General features: G+C 60.2%; 18 protein-coding genes and 1 pseudogene. 7 read left to right on the top strand and 12 right to left on the bottom strand.

Features of this window, described 5'->3' with window-relative positions; translation table 11 throughout:
- The first annotated feature begins 1 nt into the window (after window position 1).
- The 3 genes from ATY78_RS16875 to ATY78_RS16865 are packed head-to-tail and all read left to right on the top strand — an operon-like array spanning window position 2 to window position 4,209.
- Window positions 2-1,138, top strand: coding sequence for an ABC transporter permease (locus ATY78_RS16875; protein ID WP_088683465.1), 1,137 nt, complete (start codon window positions 2-4; stop codon window positions 1,136-1,138).
- 10 nt (window positions 1,139-1,148) lie between these two features.
- Entirely contained in the window at window positions 1,149-2,816 is a 1,668-nt protein-coding gene (locus ATY78_RS16870; protein ID WP_088683464.1) for an ABC transporter ATP-binding protein, read from the top strand.
- A 22-nt stretch (window positions 2,817-2,838) separates the two neighbouring features.
- Window positions 2,839-4,209 (top strand): alpha-glucosidase/alpha-galactosidase, encoded by a 1,371-nt coding sequence (locus ATY78_RS16865; protein WP_088683463.1) that lies wholly within the window; start codon window positions 2,839-2,841, stop codon window positions 4,207-4,209.
- A gap of 87 nt (window positions 4,210-4,296) precedes the next feature.
- On the opposite strand, the gene ATY78_RS16860 is transcribed toward ATY78_RS16865, so the two are convergent.
- The 7 genes from ATY78_RS16860 to ATY78_RS16830 all read right to left on the bottom strand — a co-directional run bounded on the left by ATY78_RS16860 (window position 4,297) and on the right by ATY78_RS16830 (window position 12,016).
- Entirely contained in the window at window positions 4,297-4,659 is a 363-nt protein-coding gene (locus ATY78_RS16860; protein WP_088683462.1) for a hypothetical protein, read from the bottom strand.
- Between the two features lie 25 nt (window positions 4,660-4,684).
- Window positions 4,685-5,161, bottom strand: coding sequence for a hypothetical protein (locus ATY78_RS16855; protein WP_088683461.1), 477 nt, complete (start codon window positions 5,159-5,161; stop codon window positions 4,685-4,687).
- Window positions 5,162-5,181: 20 nt separating this feature from the next.
- Complete coding sequence (locus ATY78_RS16850) at window positions 5,182-6,390, bottom strand: hypothetical protein (RefSeq protein WP_245313589.1); 1,209 nt, start codon at window positions 6,388-6,390, stop codon at window positions 5,182-5,184.
- A gap of 54 nt (window positions 6,391-6,444) precedes the next feature.
- Window positions 6,445-7,209, bottom strand: a complete 765-nt coding sequence (locus ATY78_RS16845) for a TfuA-like protein (protein WP_088683459.1) — start codon at window positions 7,207-7,209, stop codon at window positions 6,445-6,447.
- Window positions 7,202-8,344 carry a YcaO-like family protein gene (locus ATY78_RS16840; RefSeq protein ID WP_088683458.1) on the bottom strand — a complete coding sequence of 381 codons (1,143 nt, stop codon included), beginning with the start codon at window positions 8,342-8,344 and terminating at the stop codon, window positions 7,202-7,204. The genes ATY78_RS16845 and ATY78_RS16840 overlap by 8 nt, the downstream gene beginning before the upstream one ends.
- Window positions 8,345-8,359: 15 nt before the next feature.
- Window positions 8,360-11,347 (bottom strand): AAA family ATPase, encoded by a 2,988-nt coding sequence (locus ATY78_RS16835; protein WP_088683457.1) that lies wholly within the window; start codon window positions 11,345-11,347, stop codon window positions 8,360-8,362.
- Window positions 11,348-11,578: 231 nt separating this feature from the next.
- Window positions 11,579-12,016 carry a hypothetical protein gene (locus ATY78_RS16830; protein ID WP_088683456.1) on the bottom strand — a complete coding sequence of 146 codons (438 nt, stop codon included), beginning with the start codon at window positions 12,014-12,016 and terminating at the stop codon, window positions 11,579-11,581.
- Between the two features lie 203 nt (window positions 12,017-12,219).
- Here ATY78_RS16830 and ATY78_RS16825 point away from each other — a divergent pair, with 203 nt between their 5' ends.
- Window positions 12,220-13,116 (top strand): GGDEF domain-containing protein, encoded by an 897-nt coding sequence (locus ATY78_RS16825; protein WP_088683455.1) that lies wholly within the window; start codon window positions 12,220-12,222, stop codon window positions 13,114-13,116.
- 64 nt (window positions 13,117-13,180) lie between these two features.
- Here ATY78_RS16825 and ATY78_RS16820 read toward each other — a convergent pair whose 3' ends face one another.
- The 3 genes from ATY78_RS16820 to ATY78_RS16810 form a co-directional block, all read right to left on the bottom strand.
- Window positions 13,181-13,486: a hypothetical protein gene (locus ATY78_RS16820; protein WP_088683454.1), complete on the bottom strand. Its 306-nt coding sequence runs from the start codon at window positions 13,484-13,486 to the stop codon at window positions 13,181-13,183.
- A gap of 153 nt (window positions 13,487-13,639) precedes the next feature.
- Window positions 13,640-15,634 (bottom strand): glycosyltransferase, encoded by a 1,995-nt coding sequence (locus ATY78_RS16815; RefSeq protein WP_088683453.1) that lies wholly within the window; start codon window positions 15,632-15,634, stop codon window positions 13,640-13,642.
- The gene (locus tag ATY78_RS16810; protein ID WP_088683771.1) at window positions 15,616-16,848 is read right to left on the bottom strand and encodes an HlyD family efflux transporter periplasmic adaptor subunit; all 1,233 of its coding nucleotides are present in this window, start codon (window positions 16,846-16,848) and stop codon (window positions 15,616-15,618) included. The genes ATY78_RS16815 and ATY78_RS16810 overlap by 19 nt, the downstream gene beginning before the upstream one ends.
- 274 nt (window positions 16,849-17,122) lie before the next feature.
- Between ATY78_RS16810 and ATY78_RS16805 the strand changes: the two genes are divergently transcribed.
- The 3 genes from ATY78_RS16805 (at window position 17,123) to ATY78_RS16785 (ending at window position 19,548) form a co-directional block, all read left to right on the top strand.
- Window positions 17,123-17,419 carry a DUF1778 domain-containing protein gene (locus ATY78_RS16805; RefSeq protein WP_088683452.1) on the top strand — a complete coding sequence of 99 codons (297 nt, stop codon included), beginning with the start codon at window positions 17,123-17,125 and terminating at the stop codon, window positions 17,417-17,419.
- On the top strand, window positions 17,416-17,910 hold the full coding sequence (locus tag ATY78_RS16800) for a GNAT family N-acetyltransferase (protein WP_088683451.1): 495 nt from the start codon (window positions 17,416-17,418) through the stop codon (window positions 17,908-17,910). The genes ATY78_RS16805 and ATY78_RS16800 overlap by 4 nt, the downstream gene beginning before the upstream one ends.
- A 726-nt stretch (window positions 17,911-18,636) precedes the next feature.
- Window positions 18,637-19,548: an HNH endonuclease gene (locus ATY78_RS16785; RefSeq protein ID WP_088683448.1), complete on the top strand. Its 912-nt coding sequence runs from the start codon at window positions 18,637-18,639 to the stop codon at window positions 19,546-19,548.
- Window positions 19,549-19,873: 325 nt separating this feature from the next.
- Here the strand turns inward: ATY78_RS16785 and ATY78_RS16780 are convergent, their stop codons facing one another.
- Both ATY78_RS16780 and ATY78_RS28885 read right to left on the bottom strand, forming a co-directional pair.
- Window positions 19,874-21,649 (bottom strand): DUF4365 domain-containing protein, encoded by a 1,776-nt coding sequence (locus ATY78_RS16780; protein WP_190237478.1) that lies wholly within the window; start codon window positions 21,647-21,649, stop codon window positions 19,874-19,876.
- A 303-nt stretch (window positions 21,650-21,952) separates the two neighbouring features.
- A pseudogene (locus tag ATY78_RS28885) lies at window positions 21,953-22,068 on the bottom strand (ABC transporter ATP-binding protein); the annotation flags it as partial.

Genomic DNA, 22,068 nt, shown 5'->3' with positions numbered 1-22,068 from the left:
GATGCTTGCTTTCGACTCTTCCGACACGCCGCCGACAGCAGAACCCGCCATCAAGAAGCCTTCACACGGCAACGAAAGCTATCTCGCGCTCGTCTGGCGCCGGCTGCGGCGCTCCTGGACCGGCATGGCTGGGCTCGTGCTGGTCGCGCTCCTAATCATCATGGCCGTCTTTGCCGATTTCTTCGCGCCGATGGACCCGAAGGCGACCGATGTCGGCTTCGCGCCGCCGCAGGTGATGAGCTTCCACGACAAGGACGGGAACTTCGTCTTCCAGCCGCGCGTCTATGCGCTGTCCGATTCCGAAGAGCTCGACCCGGTGACCTTCCAGCCGATCGTCGGCGTGGATTACGACAATCCGCGGCTGCTCGGCTTCTTCGTCAAGGGTGCGGACTACAAGCTGTTCGGCCTCATTCCTGCGAACCGGCATTTCTTCGGCTCGACGGACGGCCAGCCGGTGCATTTTCTCGGCACCGACAAGTTCGGCCGCGATGTGCTCTCCCGCGCCATCATTGGCTCGCGCATATCGCTGACGATCGCGCTGACAGTCGTGTTCATCGTCACCGTCATCGGCACGACGGTCGGCATGGTGTCGGGCTATTTCGGCGGAACCTTCGATATCTGGCTCCAGCGCTTCGTCGAGCTGGTGCTCGCCTTCCCGCAACTGCCGCTCTACCTGGCGCTGACTTCGCTGATCCCGGTGACGGCGCCGACCAATGTCTTCCTCGCCTTCGTCATCGTCGTGATGTCGGCGCTCGGCTGGGCGCAGATGTCGCGCGAGGTGCGCGGCAAGACCTTGGCACTTGCCCGCATCGACTATGTCAAGGCCGCGATGGCCGTGGGCGCTACTGATAAGCGCATCATCATGCAGCATATCTTTCCGAACGTGATGAGCCACGTCATCGTCGCGGTGACGCTGCACATACCGAGCGTCGTGCTGCTTGAATCCTTCCTCGGTTTCCTCGGTTTCGCCGTCAAGCCGCCGCTGATCTCCTGGGGACTGATGCTGCAGGATACGGCGACCTATTCGGTCATCGGCTCCTATCCCTGGATTCTCTCTCCCGTCGGCTTCGTGCTCGTCACCGTCTTCGCCTTTAATGCGCTCGGCGACGGACTGCGCGATGCGGTCGATCCTTATTGAGGTGATTGATATGGCTCTTGCACTGGTCAATTCCTTCGCCCCGCCCGTCCGTCACGACCATGATGGCCGCTCGGAAGCGCCGATCATCGACGCCCGCAACGTCGCGGTGAATTTCAAGGTCGAGGACGGCATGGTCGAAGCCGTCAAGGACGTCTCCTTCCAGCTCTATCGCGGCGAGACGATCGCCATCGTCGGCGAATCCGGTTCCGGCAAATCGGTGACGGCGCGAACGGTGATGGGGTTGCTGTCGAAACGCGCCGTCGTTTCCGACAAATCGACGGTCTCCTATGACGGCAGCAACATCCTGAAATTTTCCGAGCGGGCGCGCCGAAAGCTGCGCGGCGACCGCATCTCGATGATCTTCCAGGAGCCGATGAGTTCGCTGAACCCGATCTATACGATCGGCAGTCAGATCGTCGAGGCGATCCGCGTCCATCGCCGCATCAGCAAGAGGGATGCGGAAAAGCGGGCGCTCGAACTGCTCGAACATGTGCAGATCCCCGATCCGGCCGCGCGGCTCAAGCAATATCCGCATCAGCTTTCCGGCGGCCAGCGCCAGCGCGTGATGATCGCCATGGCGCTCGCCAACGATCCCGACGTCCTGATCGCCGACGAGCCGACGACGGCACTCGACGTCACCGTGCAGGCGCAGATCCTGAACCTCATCCGCAACCTGCAGAAAGAGCTGGGGATGGCGGTGATCCTCATCACCCATGACCTGACGGTGGTGCGGCAGTTTTCCGATTACGTCTATGTGATGCAGCATGGCGAAGTGCGCGAGCACAACGTCACCGAAGCGCTCTTCGCCAATCCGCAGCATCCCTATACCCGGCATCTGCTTGCCTCCGAGCCGCGCGGCGAGGCCAATCCGCTGCCGGAAGGGTCGGATGTCATCCTCGACGCCAAGGGCGTGCGCGTCTCCTTCATGATGCGCCATGGCACCATCCTCAAGCCCGAGATGCGCGAGCTTGTCGCCGTCGACAGCCTCGGCCTGACGCTGCGCCGTCACGAAACGCTCGGCCTCGTCGGCGAATCCGGCTCCGGCAAGACGACCTTCGGCCAGGCCATCCTGCGGCTGAACACGCCCCAGGCCGGCGAGATCCATTTCGACCGCCAGCCGATCCACGGGCTTTCCAGGGCCGAGATGCGGCCCCTGCGCGCCCGTATGCAGGTGGTGTTCCAGGACCCGTTCTCATCGCTCAACCCGCGCATGACGATCGGCCAGATCATCGAGGAGGGGCTCGTCGTCAACCGGCTGGGCGCCACGCGCGGCGAGCGGCAGGATCGGGTGCGCGAGGCGCTCGTCGCCGCCGGCATGCCCGGCAATATCCTGTCGCGTTTCCCGCATGAATTTTCCGGCGGCCAGCGCCAGCGCATCGCGATCGCCCGCGCCATCGCGCTGGAGCCGGAATTCATCCTGCTCGACGAACCGACGTCGGCGCTCGACCTCTCGGTCCAGGCGCAGATCATCGAACTGCTGCGCAAGCTGCAGGACGAGCGGGGCCTGAGCTACCTCTTCATCTCCCACGACCTCAAGGTCGTCAGGGCGCTTTGCCATCGCGTCATCGTCATGCAGCATGGCAGAATCGTCGAAGAGGGACCCGTCAGCGAAGTTCTCACCCATCCCAAGACCGCCTACACCGAACGGCTCGTCAAGGCCGCTTTCGAGGTAGCATGATTATCGAATGCCGGAGGCTATAATGGCAGGAAATCCCAAAATCACCTTCATCGGAGCAGGCTCCACCGTCTTCATGAAGAACATCATCGGCGACGTGCTGCAACGCCCGGCGCTCTCGGGCGCGACCATCGCGCTGATGGATCTCAATCCGCAGCGGCTTGAGGAAAGCGCCATCGTCGTCAACAAGCTGATCTCGACGCTCGGCGTCAAGGCGAAAGCCGAGACCTATTCCGACCAGCGCAAGGCGCTTTCAGGCGCCGATTTCGTCGTCGTCGCCTTCCAGATCGGTGGCTACGAGCCCTGCACCGTCACCGATTTCGAGGTGCCGAAGAAATACGGTCTGCGCCAGACGATCGCCGATACGCTCGGCGTCGGCGGCATCATGCGCGGGCTTCGCACCGTGCCGCACCTGTGGAAGGTCTGCGAGGACATGCTCGCTGTCTGCCCCAATGCGATCATGCTGCAATATGTCAACCCGATGGCGATCAACACCTGGGCGATCTCGGAGAAATATCCGACCATCCGCCAGGTCGGCCTCTGCCATTCGGTGCAGGGCACGGCGATGGAATTAGCGCATGACCTCGACATTCCCTACGAGGAAATCCGCTATCGCGCCGCCGGTATCAACCACATGGCCTTCTATCTCAAATTCGAGCATCGCCAGGCCGACGGCTCCTACCGCAACCTCTATCCCGATCTCCTGCGCGGCTACCGCGAGGGCAGGGCGCCGAAGCCCGGCTGGAATCCGCGCTGCCCGAACAAGGTGCGCTACGAGATGCTGACGCGGCTCGGCTATTTCGTCACCGAAAGCTCGGAGCATTTCGCCGAATACACGCCCTATTTCATCAAGGAGGGCCGCGAGGACCTGATCGAGAAATTCGGCATTCCGCTCGACGAATATCCGAAGCGCTGCATCGAGCAGATCGAGCGCTGGAAGGGCCAGGCCGAAGCCTATCGCTCGGCCGACAAGATCGAGGTGCAGCCGTCGAAGGAATATGCCTCCTCGATCATCAATTCGGTCTGGACCGGCGAACCCTCGGTGATCTACGGCAACGTCCGCAACAATGGCTGCATCACCTCGCTGCCGGAAAATTGCGCCGCCGAAGTGCCCTGTCTGGTTGACGCTTCCGGCATCCAGCCGACCTTCATCGGCGACCTGCCGCCGCAGCTGACCGCGCTGATCCGCACCAACATCAACGTGCAGGAACTGACGGTGCAGGCGCTGATGACCGAAAATCGCGAGCACATCTACCACGCCGCGATGATGGACCCGCACACGGCCGCCGAACTCGACCTCGACCAGATCTGGTCGCTCGTCGACGACCTGCTCGCCGCCCACGGCGACTGGCTGCCCGAATGGGCGCGCACATCTAGCAAAATCAAGGCCGCCTGACCCCCTCTCCCGGGTAAGGCGTCAAAGAGCCCCGCGGTGTGGCAACGACCGCGGGGTTTTTGCGTGGGGATGGGGAACGGCAACTTGCTACCTCGGACTGGCTGCGAACCGCTCCTTCAAGGCCTCGACCTCTTGTGCAAGCTTCTCAAAATCGGCTTGCGACGCTGCTTGCGATACAGCGGCTGTCTTGGGAACATTTATGTTCCCGTTGCCGTCGCAATCATCAGGGATAGTGTATGTGAAGCGAAGATTGTCAGCCCCATCCGTTGCATAGGTGATAACCGCACCTACGCCGTTGATGAGCGCCACGGATATTTCATAGGTTGCGTTAGCGAGCACATTCAAATTTTCGAGCGTGACATTATTTTTGTCGACGTACGGATTATGCCCGTTGGTCACCGTGACTGCTGTGTAAGCTTTCTTGAAGTTGATTTTCACTATACATGGCATGATTGTTCCTCCATGTGAAAGCCGGTTAGTCGTTACCAAGGCGACCATTGCGATGTGCCATTCTGAGGGTGATGGCGTAGGAGTTGGGCGATCTTTTACCCGGTAACTGCGAGTCCAGAATGAGCGTTTTCGCGTCGCCGAGAGCTGTTGAAATCTCCAGGATCTGTTCCGCGCTGCTGATGCGCCACATCTTATAGCCTAGCGCTTTATCGAAGCCGCAACCCTCTGCAGGTTCGGCATTTGGTCCTGTGACAATAAAGATCCGGTTGGAGTCAAACCGATAGCAGTGACCGTCGAAAGCGTAGCCATAGGCGAGTACGGTCGATCCGGTTATATGCGCCGGACCCCCCAATTTTATTTGGAGTTCAGCTTTGCTGGCCAGTCCAACGTCCAAACGCGTAAGACCTTTAGCATCATTCAAGTCTATGCCGTAGAGTATGATCTGACCCGCCACATAGGGAAGTCCAGGAAGTGAAGGTGCTGGAACGCTGTCGTCTGCCATCGATGCCTCCCGTCGTTTGGTTAAAGAATGCCGCGCCACCTCATGCAGTCTTCGAGCTGGTCGATGTAAACCCGCCCGCGCCCCCGCCAGGCGGCCTCGAGCAGGGCCGAAGCCCCGTCCTCGAAGGTCAGGCTGTCCGGCTCGAGATAGTTCCAGGAGCGCGTCACCGCTTCGCCGATCACGTCGCGCGCCTCCTGCAGGGCGGCTTTCGCTGCGAAATGCGTCCGTTCATAGGATGCTGGTGATGCCCGAAGTCCCTCTTCCATCAGCGCCGGCGCCATCTGCTGGCGAAGGTCGCGGAACTTCCTCGGATCGATATCCGACAGCCCGCGCTCGAAGAGCAGCGATTGGTAGACTTCCACCAGGCAGTCGAAGAGGCCGGCCGCGAAGGGCTTCGACCGATCGTGCACTTCCTGGCTGACATCATTGATGCGCAGCGAGTTGTTGAGTGACCGGAGCTGCTTCTCGTCACTGAGCTCGGCAAACCTATCGAGTTCATTGTGCAGCAGCAGATTCCCGCTGGTGCGGCGAAGCAGCCGGTCGAGAGCGGTATCGAATTGCAGCAATCCCAGGAGCGATATGAAATCGGCGATCGCTTCGTGGTAGGAAAAGAAATCGCTGCCGAATCCATCGCCCTCGAGCAGGCCGAGTTCGCTCAGCAGAATGAGATGGCCCATTTCATGGGCAACCGCGTCGAAATTCAGCGCGAAACAGGATGTCGGGCCTTCAGGCTCGTTCTCGCCCAGCTCCAGAAAACCGAAGCCGGATTGCGCATTCTGCCAATGGGGAATGCGGGGGACGATTTCCAGCCGTTCCAGCGTCGGCTCGAAGAACCAGCGGATCGGGCGCCCGGCATAGCTCTCGCAGATATCGAGCACCCGGCGCGCGCAGGCATAGCTGTGTGTCGAAAGGAATGCCGGTGAACCGGGTCCGATGTGATCGAAATGTCCGTCCGGGCCGGGCTCGGCGGGCGGCTGCAAAAGGCCGGGATAGGGAGGGATATAGGGCGCCGCATAGGGCGATTTCGGCTCGACGGGATTGGCCACATAGATCCGGCTGTCGGACGGCCCGGCCAGGATGGGTCCGGCGGATGATCCGATCCACACCACTTCGGGTTTTTCATAGCCGGGAATGAAGGGTGGCTGGGGAAAAACGAGGAAACGCGTCCCGAGCGGCCGCTCCGAAGCCGCTATGTCCCCTGCGCCCTGCGGATGTGTGATGGCATCCACTGCTGCCCCCACCGCTCGTTGCCCAACGCCGACCGATCGTGCACTATACCAGTGCTACTTGCATTTCGGCAATAGTGTTTCGAGCATTTTGCAGTAATGCATGTCGTTTGCGAAGGATTCCGTAAGTTCAAATTCGAAACGATTCGATTCTTCCAGAGGGTTTATCTTGTGATCTGCGAGATGTATCAGAAGATTTACCGCATCGCTTCGCTTCTGATTGACAGCCCCGGCTTTCAGCCATGTTTGTAGCGCCGCAAGCCGCTCGGCTGCGCCGGGATTGTTTTCAGCCGCCTGGAGAAGCCGGGTGAACGACCTTTCGCTGAAGTGCAGCGACCGCGCCAGCGCCTCGAGTTCATGCCGCAGCCGTCTTTCGATGACCCCGGCGCGTTCGGCCTTTCTCAAGCTCAGCCTCATGTCGATGAGAGCGTCGCCCAAGGCTCGTGATCCCAGTTCGGCGGGCGCCATCGGCACCGTGACATCGGCATCGTCGGCGAGCGGATGTCTTCGATACCAGCGGTAGATCAATCCGTGCCCGATCATTCCCTGAGGCGCGAGTTCTGCCGCTCTGAGCGCGCCGATGCTGGCCGCGCCGTAGATGCGTACGCCCCGGGCCATCGCCCAGAGAATCTCCTGGTGGCGAACGGCCGGGCGCTGCGCGAAGACGCCGTCGATCAGCACGATCACTGAGGGAGCGTAATCTGCCACCGCCCGCACGACATCGGCGCAGCCGACGGGAGGCAGATAGATCGCGTCGAGATATTTCCGCGCTTTTGACGCGGAGAGGGTGGGGCCGAGAAAAACCACGATATCGTCACGCAAGATCCGCCTCCGGATTCGTTTCCAGCGGCGGAGCAACCACCCGGACGACGTGAAGGGGAATGCGATCGTCACAATGCAGAACCACGAGGATTGCCGCCGCCGCGCCGGCGAGTTTCAGCGCCTCGATGACCGGCGGGATAGAGCGGCCGCTGGAACATTCATCGGCGGCATAGGCGCGGCCACCCCTCGCGAGCTGGCTGCGCCATGCGGCAAGCTCCGAGGTATCGGCATGTGCGTAGACGTCGCTCGCAATATCGTCCCGCGCCGCCGAAATCACCCCCAGCCGGGATTGGCAGGCTTCGAGCAATGCGCTGGTCAGCGCCCGGTCATGGCTGAAGTCGCAGCCGAAGCCTTCGGCCGGCAGGGGCGCAAAGGGCGCTCGGCCTGCATCTTCCATCACGTGGCACCAGTAGACCGGCAGCGCGTGCGGCGCCGGGATCTGCCAGATGCCGACGACGAAACCGGCTTCGGCGAGCCGCTGCATGACCTCGCCGGCGCGGCCGGAGCGGACCGAGCGGCTGTCGATCTGGAAGCGGTCGAAAAAATGCGGGGTCTTCATCGCCGTGCATCGCGCCTGCCGCTCCAGAATCTCCAGACAGGCATGTATTGCCGCGCTTTGAAGGCTGGTGCCGCCCGCAAGGCCGGTCGTGTCCCGCGGCAGCCAATGCGGATGCGGCGAGGGAACGGTGTAGGCGGAATCGACAAGCGCAAGCGGGACAGGAATTCTCCGGCCGGAAAAGAGATCCAGCCCGTCGATCCAGGAAAGCCTCCCGGCGTCGCGCCCGGCGCAAAGGTGCGACCAGTGTCCCTGTCGGTTCATCTCGCCGACGGCTGCAGTGAAGATGCGGTCCGGGGCAATCCGCTCCGAGGCCCATCCCTCCAGCGATTCCATCAAGCCTGATATCGCCGCCAGCGGCACAGTCAAACCCTTGCCCTGGCTGACGGCGACGGAAAGGGCCCACGGCCTGACGACCTGGACGACGGGAATGCCGATCCGGTCGAGTTCTGTGACCGAGCCCAGCCTGGTGATCCCGTATTCGTGCTTGCGCGCCAGGATGCGCTGCACCGCCTGCCAGGGGTCGGGGGGCGGTGAGAGGGGGGCATCGAAGATGGTGTCGAGCACCGCGTCGTCCATCGCGCCCTCCTGGCCCTACGCCCTTGGCAGTTCGGCCAAGACGCGGCTCGCCCGGCCAGCGAGCCAGGCGGCTTTCTGCCCTTCGGCGATCTGGATCGCTCTCGTCAGGTCGCGTTTGATCAGGGAGGGAGGCTCGTTCAGTTCTCTTCTCAGCCCTGCGCTGAGACGATAGAGTTCTGCGAGCCAGAACCGCTGGCCGCTGTTGCGGCCGACATGGATCGCCGTATGAAGGGTGGCGAGCGCTTCGGCGGGCTTGCCGAGCTGATGCAGCACCTGCGCATGCATGTCGCTGTGCATGGAGAAATTATCGTCGGTGCCCAGTTGCTGCTGCAGCAGCAGACCGCCCTGGAAGCGCTCCCGGCCGCGTTTGCCGGCGGAGGTCATCAGCTCCGCCCAGCCGCAATACATATTGGCGCGCGCCTGGCTGGCGGCGAGGCCGTGCCGCTCGGCAAGCGCCAGCATCTCTTCGCCGAGCGCATGGACGTCGTCATAGCGGCTCTGGCAGCGGCGAAGCACGATTGCGTAATAGAGCGCATGAACCATGCTGCCGGCGTGATCGGTCGCGGCTGCCCATTCCAGGCACTGCCCGATCGCATGTTCGCTGGCATCGCCATCGTCGAGGAGCAGATAGGAGAGGGCGCTCTCGCCCAAGCCGCAGACCCTGGCGTCATGCCCGCCGAAGAAGGCGCGGTTTCTGATGGCTCTCTCGGGATCGTAAAGGCCGAGGCCCTTGGAGACGCATTCGAGGCAGAATTCATGCTCGCCGGCGTGGAAGCTCGTCGCCCAGCCGCAATGATAGGATTGAAGCCTCGTCTCCTGATCCTCGACTGCCTGCATGTCACCGACGAGAATGCGGGCGCGGGACTGCTGCGCCGGAATGTTCGGCGCCGTGAACCACCATCCCCAATAGACCGGGAAGTGTTTGACGCGAACGTCCGAGGCCTGTTTGCGCAGAAGCTGCATGGCGCGGGAATAGACCCGCCGCGCGCTGTCCGAGCCCTCGCCCTCCAGCGCCGTGGCAACGACGCCCTGAAGTTCGAGCAGGCCCAGTGCCAGCTCGGCGCGATCGGGATGGCGCCGGGAAAGGCCGGCGACCTCCCGCGCGCAGAGTTCGAGCGACACGTTCGCCTCATGCATGGCCGAGCGCAGAACGCTGAGCTCCGCCGCCGCCAGGGCAAACCTCGCCGCCGCATCATGCAGGCCGGCTTCCGCGCATTGCCAGGCGGCAATAGCCGCCGGCAGGCTGGGTTTTGCTTCTGCGATCAGGAGATCGGCGATCCGCCTGTGGATGCGGCGCCGGTCGCTCTTGAGCAGGCTGCTATAGGCGGCCTCCTGGGTCAGCACGTGCCGGAACTGAAACGAACCGGGGATGACGGAAGAAGGCTCGATGATGCCTTGAGAAAGGAGACGCTCGACGGCGACATCGACCGCCTGCCGGTCGACCCCTTCGAGGAGGTAGGCGAGCAGCGACAGGCTGAATTCGCGGCCGATGACGCTGGCAAATTGCGCCGCCCGCCGCGCCGAACCGGTCGCAGCCAGTCTGGCGGCCAGAAGATCGTTGAGCGAAGTGACGCCGCCTTCCCTGAGCAGCCCCTGCCATTCGGATGGAGCCTTGCCGAGCGGTTGCCTTGCCCGGAAGAAGGTCGCCAGTTCTTCCGCATAGAGCGGCATGCCGTCGCATTGATCCAGGATGAAATCGGCCAAGCCCGGCGGCGGAGGCTCGCCCCAGATCGAGGCGACGAGATCACGCACCGCGCTGGCGGCCAGGCCCGACAGTTCGATTTCGCTCGCAAGCGCCAGGGACCGCCTGATCCTCGATGTCTGAACCACGAGAAGAGGCAGCTGGCCGGCGAGCGATCCGAGCCGGTCGATCAGTTCCAGCGTCATGCCATCGGCCCAGTGGACATCCTCGAAGACGAGCAGCGTCGGGGCCGCCGCCCTGCATGCCAGGATCCCGGCCGCAGCTTCGATTACCTCCCGCCGGAATGCCTGCCCCGACAGATCCGACACGCGAATATTGCGCGAGGCCGCCGGCGATCGCTCCGAGGTGAAGGCTAGAATGGTGTCGGCGACGCCCGCATCGACCTTTCGGCCGGATGCTTGAAGCGCCTGCATCAAAGCCCCGCTGTCGCCCTCCTTCAGAACCGAAGCCTCGCCCACAAGCCTTTCGAGAAAAGACACGAACGGGTGCAGCGGCTGGCTTTCCAGGCGCCTGCCGCACTGGAAGACCAGGGTCTCGTGCGGCGTTTGCGACAGGCTGCGGGAAAATTCGCCGATCAGCCTGGATTTGCCGATGCCGGCCTCGCCGATCACGGTGATCGCGCTGCCCCGGCCCTCGCGGGCCGAATCCCAGGCGCCCGACAGCGTGGCCAGCTCTCTCTCCCGGCCTCGGATCGGCCGGTCCCACTCATGCGAAAGCGACGGCGCCGATCGTAACCGATCCCGCTCGCGCGGGCGCCAGAGCGCGACCGGATCGTCGAAGCCCTTGAGCCTCGCCTTCCGGATCAGGCTGTAGTCGAATTTGTGCCGGGTGAGCTGAACGGTCGAGCCGGCGACCAGGATGGAATTCGGTTCGGCCTCCGCCTGCAGGCGCGCCGCCAGCACGGGGGCCGTGCCGACGATCTCGTCCCCCTGCGTGGAGAAGACGACCAGACCGGTGGCAACCCCGATCCGCAGCCTGAAAGCGGTACGCGGCTTTGCCTTGACGCTCGCGGCAATGCCCAGCAAATCAAGCGAAGCCTGCACCGCGCTTTCAGCCGCATCTTCGGATTGATCGGGATAACCGAAGAAGCAGCATCCCCCATCGCCGAGCCGCTGATGAAGAAAGCCGCCATGCTTTTTGATGATCGCCTCGGCGCTCTGATGTAATGCCGAGACGGAGCGAAAGAATTTCTCCGGCTCGCTCCGCAACAGGAGTTCCGTGGAGCCGACAATGTCATAGAAAAGGGCCGTGACCTGGCGCCGTTCACCTGTGAACCGAATTCGCGCGTCGAGGGTTTTCATTCGGGGTCGCCCAACACCACAGAAGTCTTTCTCAGGACATCCGATTTATAGCTTGCATGCAAGCTTTTCGTGCGGCAACGCTAATATATAAGTTCAGCTGGGCTGCGGCTTGATCATCAGCCGTACCCGCCAGACTGCGGCGCATGTGAATGCCGCACATGCCGTTCGCCGTGGCGACCCATTCACCACGACGGCGGGCGCCGGCATTACAGCGCCAGGGGGCCTTTGGCCTCAATATCCAAAGAACGCACGAAGCTGAGCGAAAAAACCACCTGGCTGGTAATCCGCCATCTTTCGAACACGGCGAGCAAGTGTTGCCGCGCTGACCTGTTCACCGAAATGGCAGAAGCAGACAAGGCCGTGCAATTGCTCGTCGCTGAGTTCGAAGAACCGTTTGGCTTCGCCATAGGTATCGTCTTCCATTCCTGCCGCCCGCAGAATGGGATCAGCGAATGCAACGGAGATCGGGGTGTCGTCATCCCTGAGGGCAAGCCGCTCTGCAATCGGGCTATACTCGGTTTCGTGAAGCGTCCTGAGAAACGGCCTGGGGCTGCGTTCGAGACTTTCGGCCCATCGTTCGAGCCGCTCGCGCCGCGTCAAGTCAAGGCGCGTGCAGGTCGTGCTGACCTTTGCGATGTTCTTCAACTGGTCTAATGCGTACTGTTCCATCTCGGCCTCCTATCTCCGAAAAAATAGACGGTCCGCCTCCAAGAACAGCCTCGCTCAGGTCGCAGCCGATGTCCAATCACGATTGGACACCGCATCTCGTTGACGTTTCCGAAAGCACTGGAAGCGCCTTTGCTTGCCGGCCGGCTCTTTTCTCGTAGGATTTCTGCGCCATGTCATGCCAAGGCCACCAGACAAGGTTGGGTATGGACGCAATAGTCGAACAGCTTCTGCATCTTTCCGCACGGACCGAAACGCTGATTGCGGTCTATGACGGCGATGACCGGCTGCAATATGCCAACAGCGCCTTCCGCTCGGCCTATTTCATCGAGCCGGATGAAACGCCGCTCTGGCCGGATCTCATGCGGCGCAATTTCGAGCTGCGGCGCGGCACAGTTATTCGAACGAGCGATTTCGAGGAGTGGCTGCGCTCGACGCAGTCGCGCCGCGGCAAGATCGGGTATCGCGCTTTCGAGACGGATCTGTGCGACGGCCGATGGCTTTGGATGACCGAGGCGGTCGAGAAGAACGGCGGGATGCTGTGCATCGCGAGCGACATCACCGGTCTCAGAACGCATGGCAGGACTGTCCGGCAGGATCGCGACCAGGCGATCAAGGCGTCTTACACCGACGAGCTCACGGGCGTGGCCAACCGCCGCTTCGTGATGGCGCGCGTCGACGACATGCTGGCGGCCGCAAAGCACGGAAGCACCGGATGCCTCGCCGTCTTCGACATCGACAATTTCAAACACATCAATGATCGGCTCGGCCACCACGCCGGGGATATCGTGCTGCGCGATTTCGCCCATCGCATCCATCAGAATGTTCGCCGCAACGATTGTTTCGGGCGGGTCGGCGGAGAAGAATTCCTTCTTGTGATGCCGGCAACCGCGCCGGAGGACGCCATCGATATGGTCGAGCGCATGCTGACGGTGATCCGCTTCTCCCGGCCCCTGCCGGACTCGCCCGACTTCAGCTACACCTGCTCCGCCGGCATCGCCGCCTGCGCCCCGTCAGACAGCGCGTCCGATCTTTACCGGCGCGCCGATCAGGCGCTCTATGCCGCCAAGCTGAGCGGCCGGGACAGGGTGCGCGCAGCGTAGGGTTAAGAACGGCAATCCGAACCTGCCCGCCGCGGCCAGAACCGATCTCATCGGCCGCGATATCTCAAATCCCCGAACCGTCGAGCTGCGGTCCGTCGTCGCCCTCCCAAGGGGAGGGGATCGCGCTGCGCCCGAGATTGGCCGAGGGCATCGGCATCCAACACTTCAACTCCGGCTCGGCATATTCGATGATGTGCCCGGGCGAGGAATCCGAGGCGCGCCAGCCTTCCCCACCGAACTGGTCCCCATGCGACCAATAGGCGAGATCAACCTCCGCCGGCCCCTGTTCGGACGGGCGGATCGTGACGAGAATCCGGCTGCCGTCTTTCGGAGCACTTGCCATGTGGCGCCAGCGATCTGGTTCGTCCATTGTTTCCTCCTGCCTTGGTCTGGGGTCGAGTGTCGCCTTGCCAAGGGGAAGGGTCAATTGAAAGTTTGCGAGACCTATTGTCTGTCGATGCTTAACTCGTGACGCGTGCGACCGTTCCTCGCCGGCGCGAACTATCCGCGCTTTGAATGCCGGCTACAACGTGCGCGTTCGCCCGAACGACCGCAGCAAAAGGTTGAGAGAGACCGCGACTTTGTCGATGTCGCGAATGTCCTGCGAATATTGGCCGGTGTAGAGTTTCACGATCATGCTGTCGCGCGCAGCGCCACTGAGTTCGAAATAGAGGTGCAGGTAGTAGGCTTGCTTGTCACCGGTACGGCTTATGCTCCTTCGTCGTTGAGTGACGTGTCTGAGCTCTGCCTGGAACGGGGCGAAGCCGGGGAGTTTCAGCATGACCGATTTGGATTGAAATCGGGCCATGTTGGGGACGGCGACGACCGCCTTATCAAGCGCCAGACTGACGACCTGGCCGGGCACATCGTCGACGGTGGCGGCTTCATCGAGTTTGAACGCATGAAACAGGCGCCGAGGCTTCTCAAAGCAGATCAGCGACGCGATGAGCAGGACGATGATATTGATCCCCGACCAGAAGGCGGCGACCGGCGAAAACTGACCTTGTGTGTGCGCCGTTTCCGGCACGATATTGACCAGCAGGCCAACGATAGTGACCGTGATCAGGCCGGCGATCCAGGCAAAACTGTAGCGGTCGAACTGGTTCGCCTCGTTGCCGCTGCCCTTCGGCGTCACCCTGAACGGTTTGCCGAATGGTCTCACCAGGCTGGAGATGACGGTCGGCAACATGCGGAAGGCCGCAAAGGTCCCGACTGCGCTCGAGATCACAGGCAGATAACGCGTCGGCGTGATCCACAGCATCAGGAGAAAATACGCCGCCAGCAGCGGCACCTGATGCGACACGTAATCAGCTATGGACGTGAAATGGAGCGGCAGCAGGCCGAGCCAGAGATAGACGATCGGGACGAGCAATATCGTGAGGCGGACCAGATATTGTACCAGCCATGATATCGGCAGAAACATGATCCGCTGAAACAGCGTCAATCCGGGGCCGCGCAGCGGGCCATTGTACAGGTACAGGGTTTGAATGCCGCCCTGGCACCACCGTTCGCGCTGTACGAAATAACCGGTCAGGTTTTCGGCGGCCAATCCCATCGACAGCCGCTCGTTCAGATAGCGCGTCTTGTAGCCTTTGTTGAGCATCGAAAGCGTTGTCAGCAGGTCTTCCGTGATCGACTCCGTCGGAAACCCGCCGATGGCGTCGATCGCCTCGCGGCGCGCAACCGAGCATGATCCGCAGCAGAAACTGACGTCCCAGCTGTCTCGGCTGGGGGCGATCTCGTCGAAGAACAGGCGCTGCTCGTCTGGCCAGATATTCTCCAGGCCGAGGTTCGATTGCACCGGATCGGCATTGAAGAAATGTTGCGGCGTCTGGACGATGCCGACGCTTTCGTCGCTGAAGAAGGGCAGCGTCCGGCGCAGGAAATGTCGATAGGGAACAAAGTCCGCGTCGAAGACCGCGATAAATTCGCCCGAACTGACCTTGAGCCCATTGTTCATATTGCCCGCTTTGGCGTGGCTGTTGTCGCCGCGCGTGACATGGATGGCGTTTTTCTCCTCGCAATAGGCCTTGAGCCAGTCCCGGCGCTGGTCGTCGAGCACATAGACGTTCAGTTTGTCGGCAGGATAATCCAGCGCACGCGCGCCGATGATGGTTCGCTCGAGCACGTCGAGCGGCTCGTTATAGGTCGGAATGAAAACATCGACAGTCGGCAGTTCGCGCTCGTCGCGCGCAAAGAAAACGCCGGCCAGCCTGTCCGCTTGCGCACTCCGGTCGACGTAGCGGCTCATCAATATCAGAAAGAGGACCACTTCGACGCAAGCCAGAATCTCGACCACGAAGAGGATCCAGACCCAATAGAAATTCAGACCGTCGTTGGGATAGGGAAGCACGGTCTCCGTCAGGCGCCAGAACATGTAGCGCAATACAGTTGCTGCCACGAACGCGCAGGTCACCGCCCGCGTCCAGGTGCGATGGCGCGACCAATTGAAAGGCCCCAGGAAAAAGAAAGCCAGAACGAAAAAGGTGGGAACCAGCGCTAGAAGATACTGAACCACAGTTTTTTGACCCAATTTGACACGTCGATGCGGTGTTTGGAAAACCGTACCTGCACGCTGCGTCCCACTTGGCAAAAGTTCGCGAAATCGTCGTTCATGAAGGAAGGATCGAGGCGGACCCGAATACGGGCGTTACGCTGTGTCGATGGCGGCAGACTGGCGGCAAAGGAATCGGTTTCGACAGCCGCCGAGCTGCCTCTGACCGAAATGACCGTACCCTTGAAGACATCGCTGCGGCCGAACAAGCGCACCTGCGCGGCAAGTCCCGGATAGATCTGGTCATAATCGACCTCGGGAACAAGGATATCGACAAACAGCTCTCGACAGTCGAGGAGGCGCATCAACTCGTTGTTGAGCACGACGTTCGAACCGTCGACGATGCTCCTGCTCCAGACAACGCCGTCGAACGGTGCTATTGCAGTCGCGGATTCAAGGCTGCTGACGCGGTTTTTCTCTTCGGTGAGCTGTTTTTGAGCTTCGGCCGCGCGTGTCTCATTTTCCGCGATGCGCGAGTTCAGGTCGTTGATGTGAACGATGACCTCGTCCTCGCGCTGTCGCGAATAGGGCACATCATTCTGTCCGTCGCCGAAGACAAAGATGCCTTGGCGGACCGCATTGAGCCTTTGTTGCAATTGATCGACGGTTAAATTGCTGATTTCGACTTCGCCGCCGGTCGCAGCACCGGCGGCGCGCGCGGCCTCGACCAGCTTCTGCGTCAGAATGCCCTTTGACTCGAGCGCCATCCGGCGGTTCAGATCGACCTGCGCGACCAGATCCTGAGCCTGTGACACCTCGACTTTCTTCCGCAGGATTTCGACTTCGCGTTCAAGATTGGCGATGGTGGTCTGCCGGTAGACTTCCAATCTGGCGGACAGTTCCTCGCGAAGCTGAGAGAGCTCGTCCCGTTCCTTTTTCAGCGCCGCGACGCGGTCGAGCGCCGTATTGCGATCGGCCTCGAGCGAAGCGAGGATCGCGCGATTGACGCGCGGATTTCTGATCTCCGCGAGAGACTGTCCCCCTTTGGCCGGGCTGCCTACCTTGAGGGGCTCTGCTGCAATCGTGCCGTCGATCGGTGCATTGACGATAGCGAAACGCGCGTTGACCGTGCCGTCAAGGCTCGTAAACCCAGTGATTGCCGGCAATGAGACGACAGTGATGAGCACCAGCAGCAGCAGGCCGACAGTGATGCGTGTGATGCGATGGTTCCAGATCATGGCGTCATCCGAAGGTATCGCTTCAGCATCCATCAACCTTTCGATCTAGTCCAATGGATACAACTAAATCTTGCATAAGCTAACGCAAATAAGCGCGATAGACAAGTGATGGTCGTAAATGTTCGGTGGAAGCAGGGCTGTGGGCGAAGTGCGGGATTGGCAGCCAAATCCGCCCGCCGCCGAGTAGGACACCGCCGACACGTAACGACGATATCTTTACGGAGCTTGTAAAGATATCGTCGTTACGCTATATCTGCTCCAGATAGGAGTTCCCATGCCCACCTCGCACACCAACAAAAGTCCGGACACAAGCGTGCCGCTGAACATGCGCATCAAGCCTGCGACCCGCAACTTGATCGATCGCGCCGCCGAACTGCTGGGCAAGACCCGCACGGATTTTATGCTGGAGGCTTCCGAGCGCCGCGCCGAGGAAGTGCTGCTCGACCGTACCATATTCACGGTCAGCCCCGAAATCCATGCCGAATACCTTGCCCGCCTGGATGCGCCCGCACAGCCGAATGCGCGCCTGAAACGGACCATGTCGACCAAAGCGCCATGGGATGAGGCGTGACCCTCAGCCCGCCGACACCCCTGGCCGATCATCACGAACTGGCCGAATTCAGTTCCGGCGTGCCTGAACTGAATAATTGGCTGTGTCGCCGCGCCCGCGCCAATCAGGCAGGCGGCGCATCGCGTACCTTCGTCGTGTGCGAGGGAAACAAAGTCATTGCCTATTATGCGCTAGCTTCAGGCGCGGTAAAGCAGCCGGAAGCGCCCGGCCGTTTTCGGCGTAACATGCCCGATCCGATTCCGGTTGCCGTGCTTGGCCGTCTCGCCATCGATCAGTCTTACCAGGGACGCGGTATCGGCAGAGCATTGGTGCGCGATTCGGGCTTGCGCCTGCTCAATGCCGCAGACATCCTCGGAATCCGCGGCCTGCTGGTGCATGCGATTTCCGACGACGCCCGCGCTTTCTATGAGGCGGTCGGCTTCCTGTCCTCGCCATCCGACCCGATGATGCTGATGGTTGGGTTGCATGATCTCAATAGCGCGCTGCGCTGACACTCGTTGCGGGCAATTCGTGCACTTCTCCAACGGCCAGGGGATATGTATCAGCGAGGTATCCGGTGCCGCCAGCGCGTGCGAATTTGCTGCTCCAGGAATTTTCGGACGTCGGCGCCGTCTCGTTGACAGTTCCGAAATCACCGGAGGCGCCTTTGCTTGCCGGCGCCTTGCTCATCGGATTTTTGTGCCGTGTCATGCCACGGCAACCAGAAGGGGTTAGGTCTCGAGCTGGAGGAAACGCCGGTGCGCCAGATGGCAGCCTCGCTAAGGCTTGAAAATTTCGGAAAATTCTACTAAAATAGCACCAGAAACAATAACTTAACTAGGTTTACGACCATGTCCCCCAAGAGAGATAAGAAAACAAAATTGACAGCCGCAAAGAAAAGTCGACGCCTTGCTTTTTTCCCTCTTCGTTTCCTCGCGAGCAAGCTCGCGAGGTCGTCCCTCAGCCTGATCGGGAGCGGAAAGCGCTCTATGAAGCAGATCAGTAGCACAGCGTTAACACGCTTTCCGCTCCCGATCAGGCTGATCGCGGAATAGCATATTTCTGCTGATTCGTCAATAGGTTAGGCGGATCGGTGTCGTCAATCCCACAATATTCTGCATTAGATTCCGCTCATCTCATCCGCACTCACGTCGGCGCTGCCGCGGTCAGGCGGCTACTTCGTATGTGTCGACGAGTGTTTTGGCGATATTGGCGGCTTTCCGTGCTACGCATCGGATATGGGATTCGGGGTTTTCATTCACCGCTCAGATTCGATCTACGACGACAGCCCGGCAGAACAATATCAGTTCCCGCGCCAGTATCTCGGTCGCGTGCAAGCCTGCCTCGGAGACTGGATCGTTTATTACGAGCCGCGCAAGGTTGCGGCAACCCGCGGCTATTTTGCCATCGCCAAGGTAGCTCAGGTCATTCCGGATCCGAAGGCGCTCGGCATGTATGTGGCACTCATCGAGCCGGGCAGCTACCTCGATTTCATCAATGCCGTTCCGTTCAGTGGGCCGCACGGTGTCATTGAGCGAGGCGTGCTGAATGAGGAGGGGCGGATTTCCGGCAGAGCACAGGCCGCAGTGCGCCCGATATCGGCGGCGGATTTCAATCGCATCGTGTCGATTGGCCTGGACGAACACGAGCCTGAACTGCCTCGATTGGATGAGCCGGGAGCAGTGCTCCCTGCCGATGGGTTTGAAGAAGGAGCTCAGGCGCCGTTCCTATTTGAGCACGAGCGCGACCGAGTCATGCAGCTCTCGTCTCGGATCGTTCGCAATCGGCTGTTTCGCCGGCTCGTTCTGCAGGCCTATGACAAACGCTGCGCAATCACCGGCTTGAAGCTCATCAATGGCGGCGGCCGTGCGGAAGTCGATGCCGCACATATCCGCCCCGTGGAGGCAAACGGACCCGACATCCTCACCAACGGCATTGCTCTGTCCGGCACCGCGCACTGGATGTTCGACCGAGGGCTGATCGGGCTCTCGGATGAGCTCCATATTCTGATCTCGCGGCAAGCCAACGATCCGGAGAGCATTCGAGGACTAATCAACAAGACTGGAAGAGCAATTGTGCCTTCAAAGCCGTTCGAGCGGCCGCATCCCCATTTTCTCCGGTGGCACCGTGAAAATTGCTTCAAGCACTAGGTAGATGCGCTGCAGCGTCAACGGCACCGCTCTCCAATGCATTAAGACATCGTATCGATGTAAATCACGTTTCGGAAATCCTGCTGAAGGTGCGCGATCACGCTGGGGTTGCCACAGCAATGATGTTGAGCGGTCGTCCCGCGTTTCGGCTAATCTACGAAGCTCGCCAATATAAAATTGGCGCCGTGCCTTTTTGCCAGAGCGATGGCGCTACACCGCGTTCAGTTCGAGTCGTCTGAAGAGAAGATCTGGGAAGTGATGAGAAGGTCGGTGTGCTCAAGCTCTCACGCAAAATAGCGGTCGATAGTTCCTATCCTTTCAACTGCTACATTTTGCGTTCGAAAACCATCACCCGGTCAGTATCAATTAGTCTGGCGACGAAAGGTCGGCGAGGCCGCGAAGCAACTACGTCGCGTGCTTTGATATTTAAGTTATCGAGCTGTCTCAAATCCTCCTCGTTGTCTGTAAATGGCATAATACGCTCTCTACTCATTGCGTAGGCCTCCGATCCACACGCTTCCTGAGCGCAAAGCATCACATCCGAAATATATGGAACGATTGAAACATAAACGGATAACTGAAGCGCCCAAGACCAGAGATATCTGTTCCACCTCGCCGCAAAAGCAGCGCCGAGAACCGCTAGAAATTTTTCCTCAACAGCTTCAACCTCATCGGCATACCGAGAGAGAGCGTCTGCGTCTCCTAGACGGATATCGATTGAGCGCTCCAAAAACCACTCGGCGAGCAACCTCTTAAGTCGCGCTTCGGCGGCCAGGGTCGCGTCTTCCGAATCTGCCAACAGAGCCAGCGTGGAAGCAGCTTTACTTAAGTCTCCACTATGGAGTAGAGCGTCTCCAAGGCAGAATGTCGTGCTGGGGTCGGGCGTCAGGTCCATCGCCTGGTGGTAGGCGATTGCTGAACAGCGGAATCGGCGGCCCTCAAATAACGCGCCGCCCAATTCCCTTAGAAAGTAGTCGGCGTTTAGGTATCTTGGTCGAAGCTTCCTAGCCGAATTAAAGGCTTGGATGGCTTTTGCGTATTCATGGTTATTTGCCCGGACATTCGCCATCGAGTACATAATTGCGCCGCGGCTTTCATCCGTTGGAGCTTGACTGATCGCTGGTAGGTAAAACTCTTGAATTGCAGCAGCGACTTCAGCTTTTTCTGCCGATTGCGCGGTAATGAGCTCGGACGTGAAGGCAAGGAAAGCTTCATCCTGCTGGCGATGCAAGCCTGCGTAAATCGCAAGCTTCGATGCCTTGAGTGGTTCGCCCTTTAATGCAACGCAGGCGTACAGCGAAAGCTCTCGGGGAACCGTCATCCAAGCATCCGCGAGCGACAAACAGTAATTTGCTGCGGTCGTCGCGCGATCGCTAAATCCCGTTCGCATGAAGACCGCCGTAAGTGCGTAAGCAAGAGTTTGCAGCGTTCTCCTCAATGACTCGTAGTTGATCTCCAGCTCTAGGTAGCCGAGACCCATAGTGATCCGCACATGTTCAGGGAAGAAGGAAATTTCGACGGGAACACGCGATCTGTCGTCAATGGTCCGTATAAAGCTCAGGTTCTTCAGGAGCTCATTCAAAGCTTGGGATGCGATCAGCTCAGCAGCGTAGGGCAGTTCGTATCGACAGGCCAAGGCAAAGCGTTCACTCGGCCGTTTTTCTTTTAGGCGTCGCGTGACTCCCAACACCTTCAAAACGTTCTCGGGCGTCTCGTCCGTCCATTCCTTGTTAAAAACGATTGTGGCTGTCTTCGTAGATTGGGCGAGCTGATTTGAGGCTTCGAAGTCCCACAGCCAAAAAAGCCTACCGGAAACCGAGCAATACCTTACGATAACGGCCGGCAATTCCAAAGTTGTCAGATACTGAATGCGATCGACCTCCATTGAAGTCTTACGCTCGCGCTTGATATTATCGGTGGCCTTTAGCTGCACGTAGAACATCAGCCCCGTGGCTCTTCGGTCCTCGGCGAAAATCTCGACTTCAAGATCAACCCCGTAGTCGCGGCTCTTTTCCCGGATCACCCAGCGTCGGGGTATAGCAGCACGAAATTTATCAATCGATTCATCTTCGAGTTCATGGGAACGAGATCGAGTGGGCAATGAATTCTCCAGGACCAGACATGGAGTTATGGCAGCGCGGCCCCTGACTTGCCAAGACCCAGTGCTGGATGTCCCATTGAAACTCGTACATATGCGAACTCCCATCTCGTTGACGGTAGCTAAATACAACTAATGATAGCAACATGACAAATTAGTTCGGAAGGTAAGGTATTCGATTCGGCTGTATTTACGTGCACCTGATTTTCCGGTCACCTCCCACGTCGGCAGACTGGAGCGCTGCCCATTTGTCCGCTTCTGTCGCTGGTTGGCACGCGCACTCAGCGCCGCTTCATCCCACACCACTCACCCCACCGCACCAAAATCCGCCGCCAACACCGCATCCTTCAGCGCTCTTGAATATTCATGCTGCGGATCGTCCAACACCGCCCGCGCCCGCCCGCGCTCGACGATCTCCCCCT

Origin of the sequence: Rhizobium sp. R635, assembly GCF_002211285.1 — a bacterium.
GTDB lineage: Bacteria > Pseudomonadota > Alphaproteobacteria > Rhizobiales > Rhizobiaceae > Rhizobium.
This window is presented reverse-complemented; position numbering and strand designations above follow the sequence as displayed.

Bases quoted from the DNA above. Each gene is read 5' to 3' on its own strand.
- ATY78_RS16875 (WP_088683465.1), top strand. From the start codon at position 2: ATGCTTGCTTTCGACTCTTCCGACACGCCGCCGACAGCAGAACCCGCC.
- ATY78_RS16870 (WP_088683464.1), top strand. From the start codon at position 1,149: ATGGCTCTTGCACTGGTCAATTCCTTCGCCCCGCCCGTCCGTCACGAC.
- ATY78_RS16865 (WP_088683463.1), top strand. From the start codon at position 2,839: ATGGCAGGAAATCCCAAAATCACCTTCATCGGAGCAGGCTCCACCGTC.
- ATY78_RS16860 (WP_088683462.1), bottom strand. From the start codon at position 4,659: ATGCCATGTATAGTGAAAATCAACTTCAAGAAAGCTTACACAGCAGTC.
- ATY78_RS16855 (WP_088683461.1), bottom strand. From the start codon at position 5,161: ATGGCAGACGACAGCGTTCCAGCACCTTCACTTCCTGGACTTCCCTAT.
- ATY78_RS16840 (WP_088683458.1), bottom strand. From the start codon at position 8,344: ATGGACGACGCGGTGCTCGACACCATCTTCGATGCCCCCCTCTCACCG.
- ATY78_RS16835 (WP_088683457.1), bottom strand. From the start codon at position 11,347: ATGAAAACCCTCGACGCGCGAATTCGGTTCACAGGTGAACGGCGCCAG.
- ATY78_RS16830 (WP_088683456.1), bottom strand. From the start codon at position 12,016: ATGGAACAGTACGCATTAGACCAGTTGAAGAACATCGCAAAGGTCAGC.
- ATY78_RS16825 (WP_088683455.1), top strand. From the start codon at position 12,220: ATGGACGCAATAGTCGAACAGCTTCTGCATCTTTCCGCACGGACCGAA.
- ATY78_RS16820 (WP_088683454.1), bottom strand. From the start codon at position 13,486: ATGGACGAACCAGATCGCTGGCGCCACATGGCAAGTGCTCCGAAAGAC.
- ATY78_RS16810 (WP_088683771.1), bottom strand. From the start codon at position 16,848: ATGATCTGGAACCATCGCATCACACGCATCACTGTCGGCCTGCTGCTG.
- ATY78_RS16805 (WP_088683452.1), top strand. From the start codon at position 17,123: ATGCCCACCTCGCACACCAACAAAAGTCCGGACACAAGCGTGCCGCTG.
- ATY78_RS16785 (WP_088683448.1), top strand. From the start codon at position 18,637: ATGGGATTCGGGGTTTTCATTCACCGCTCAGATTCGATCTACGACGAC.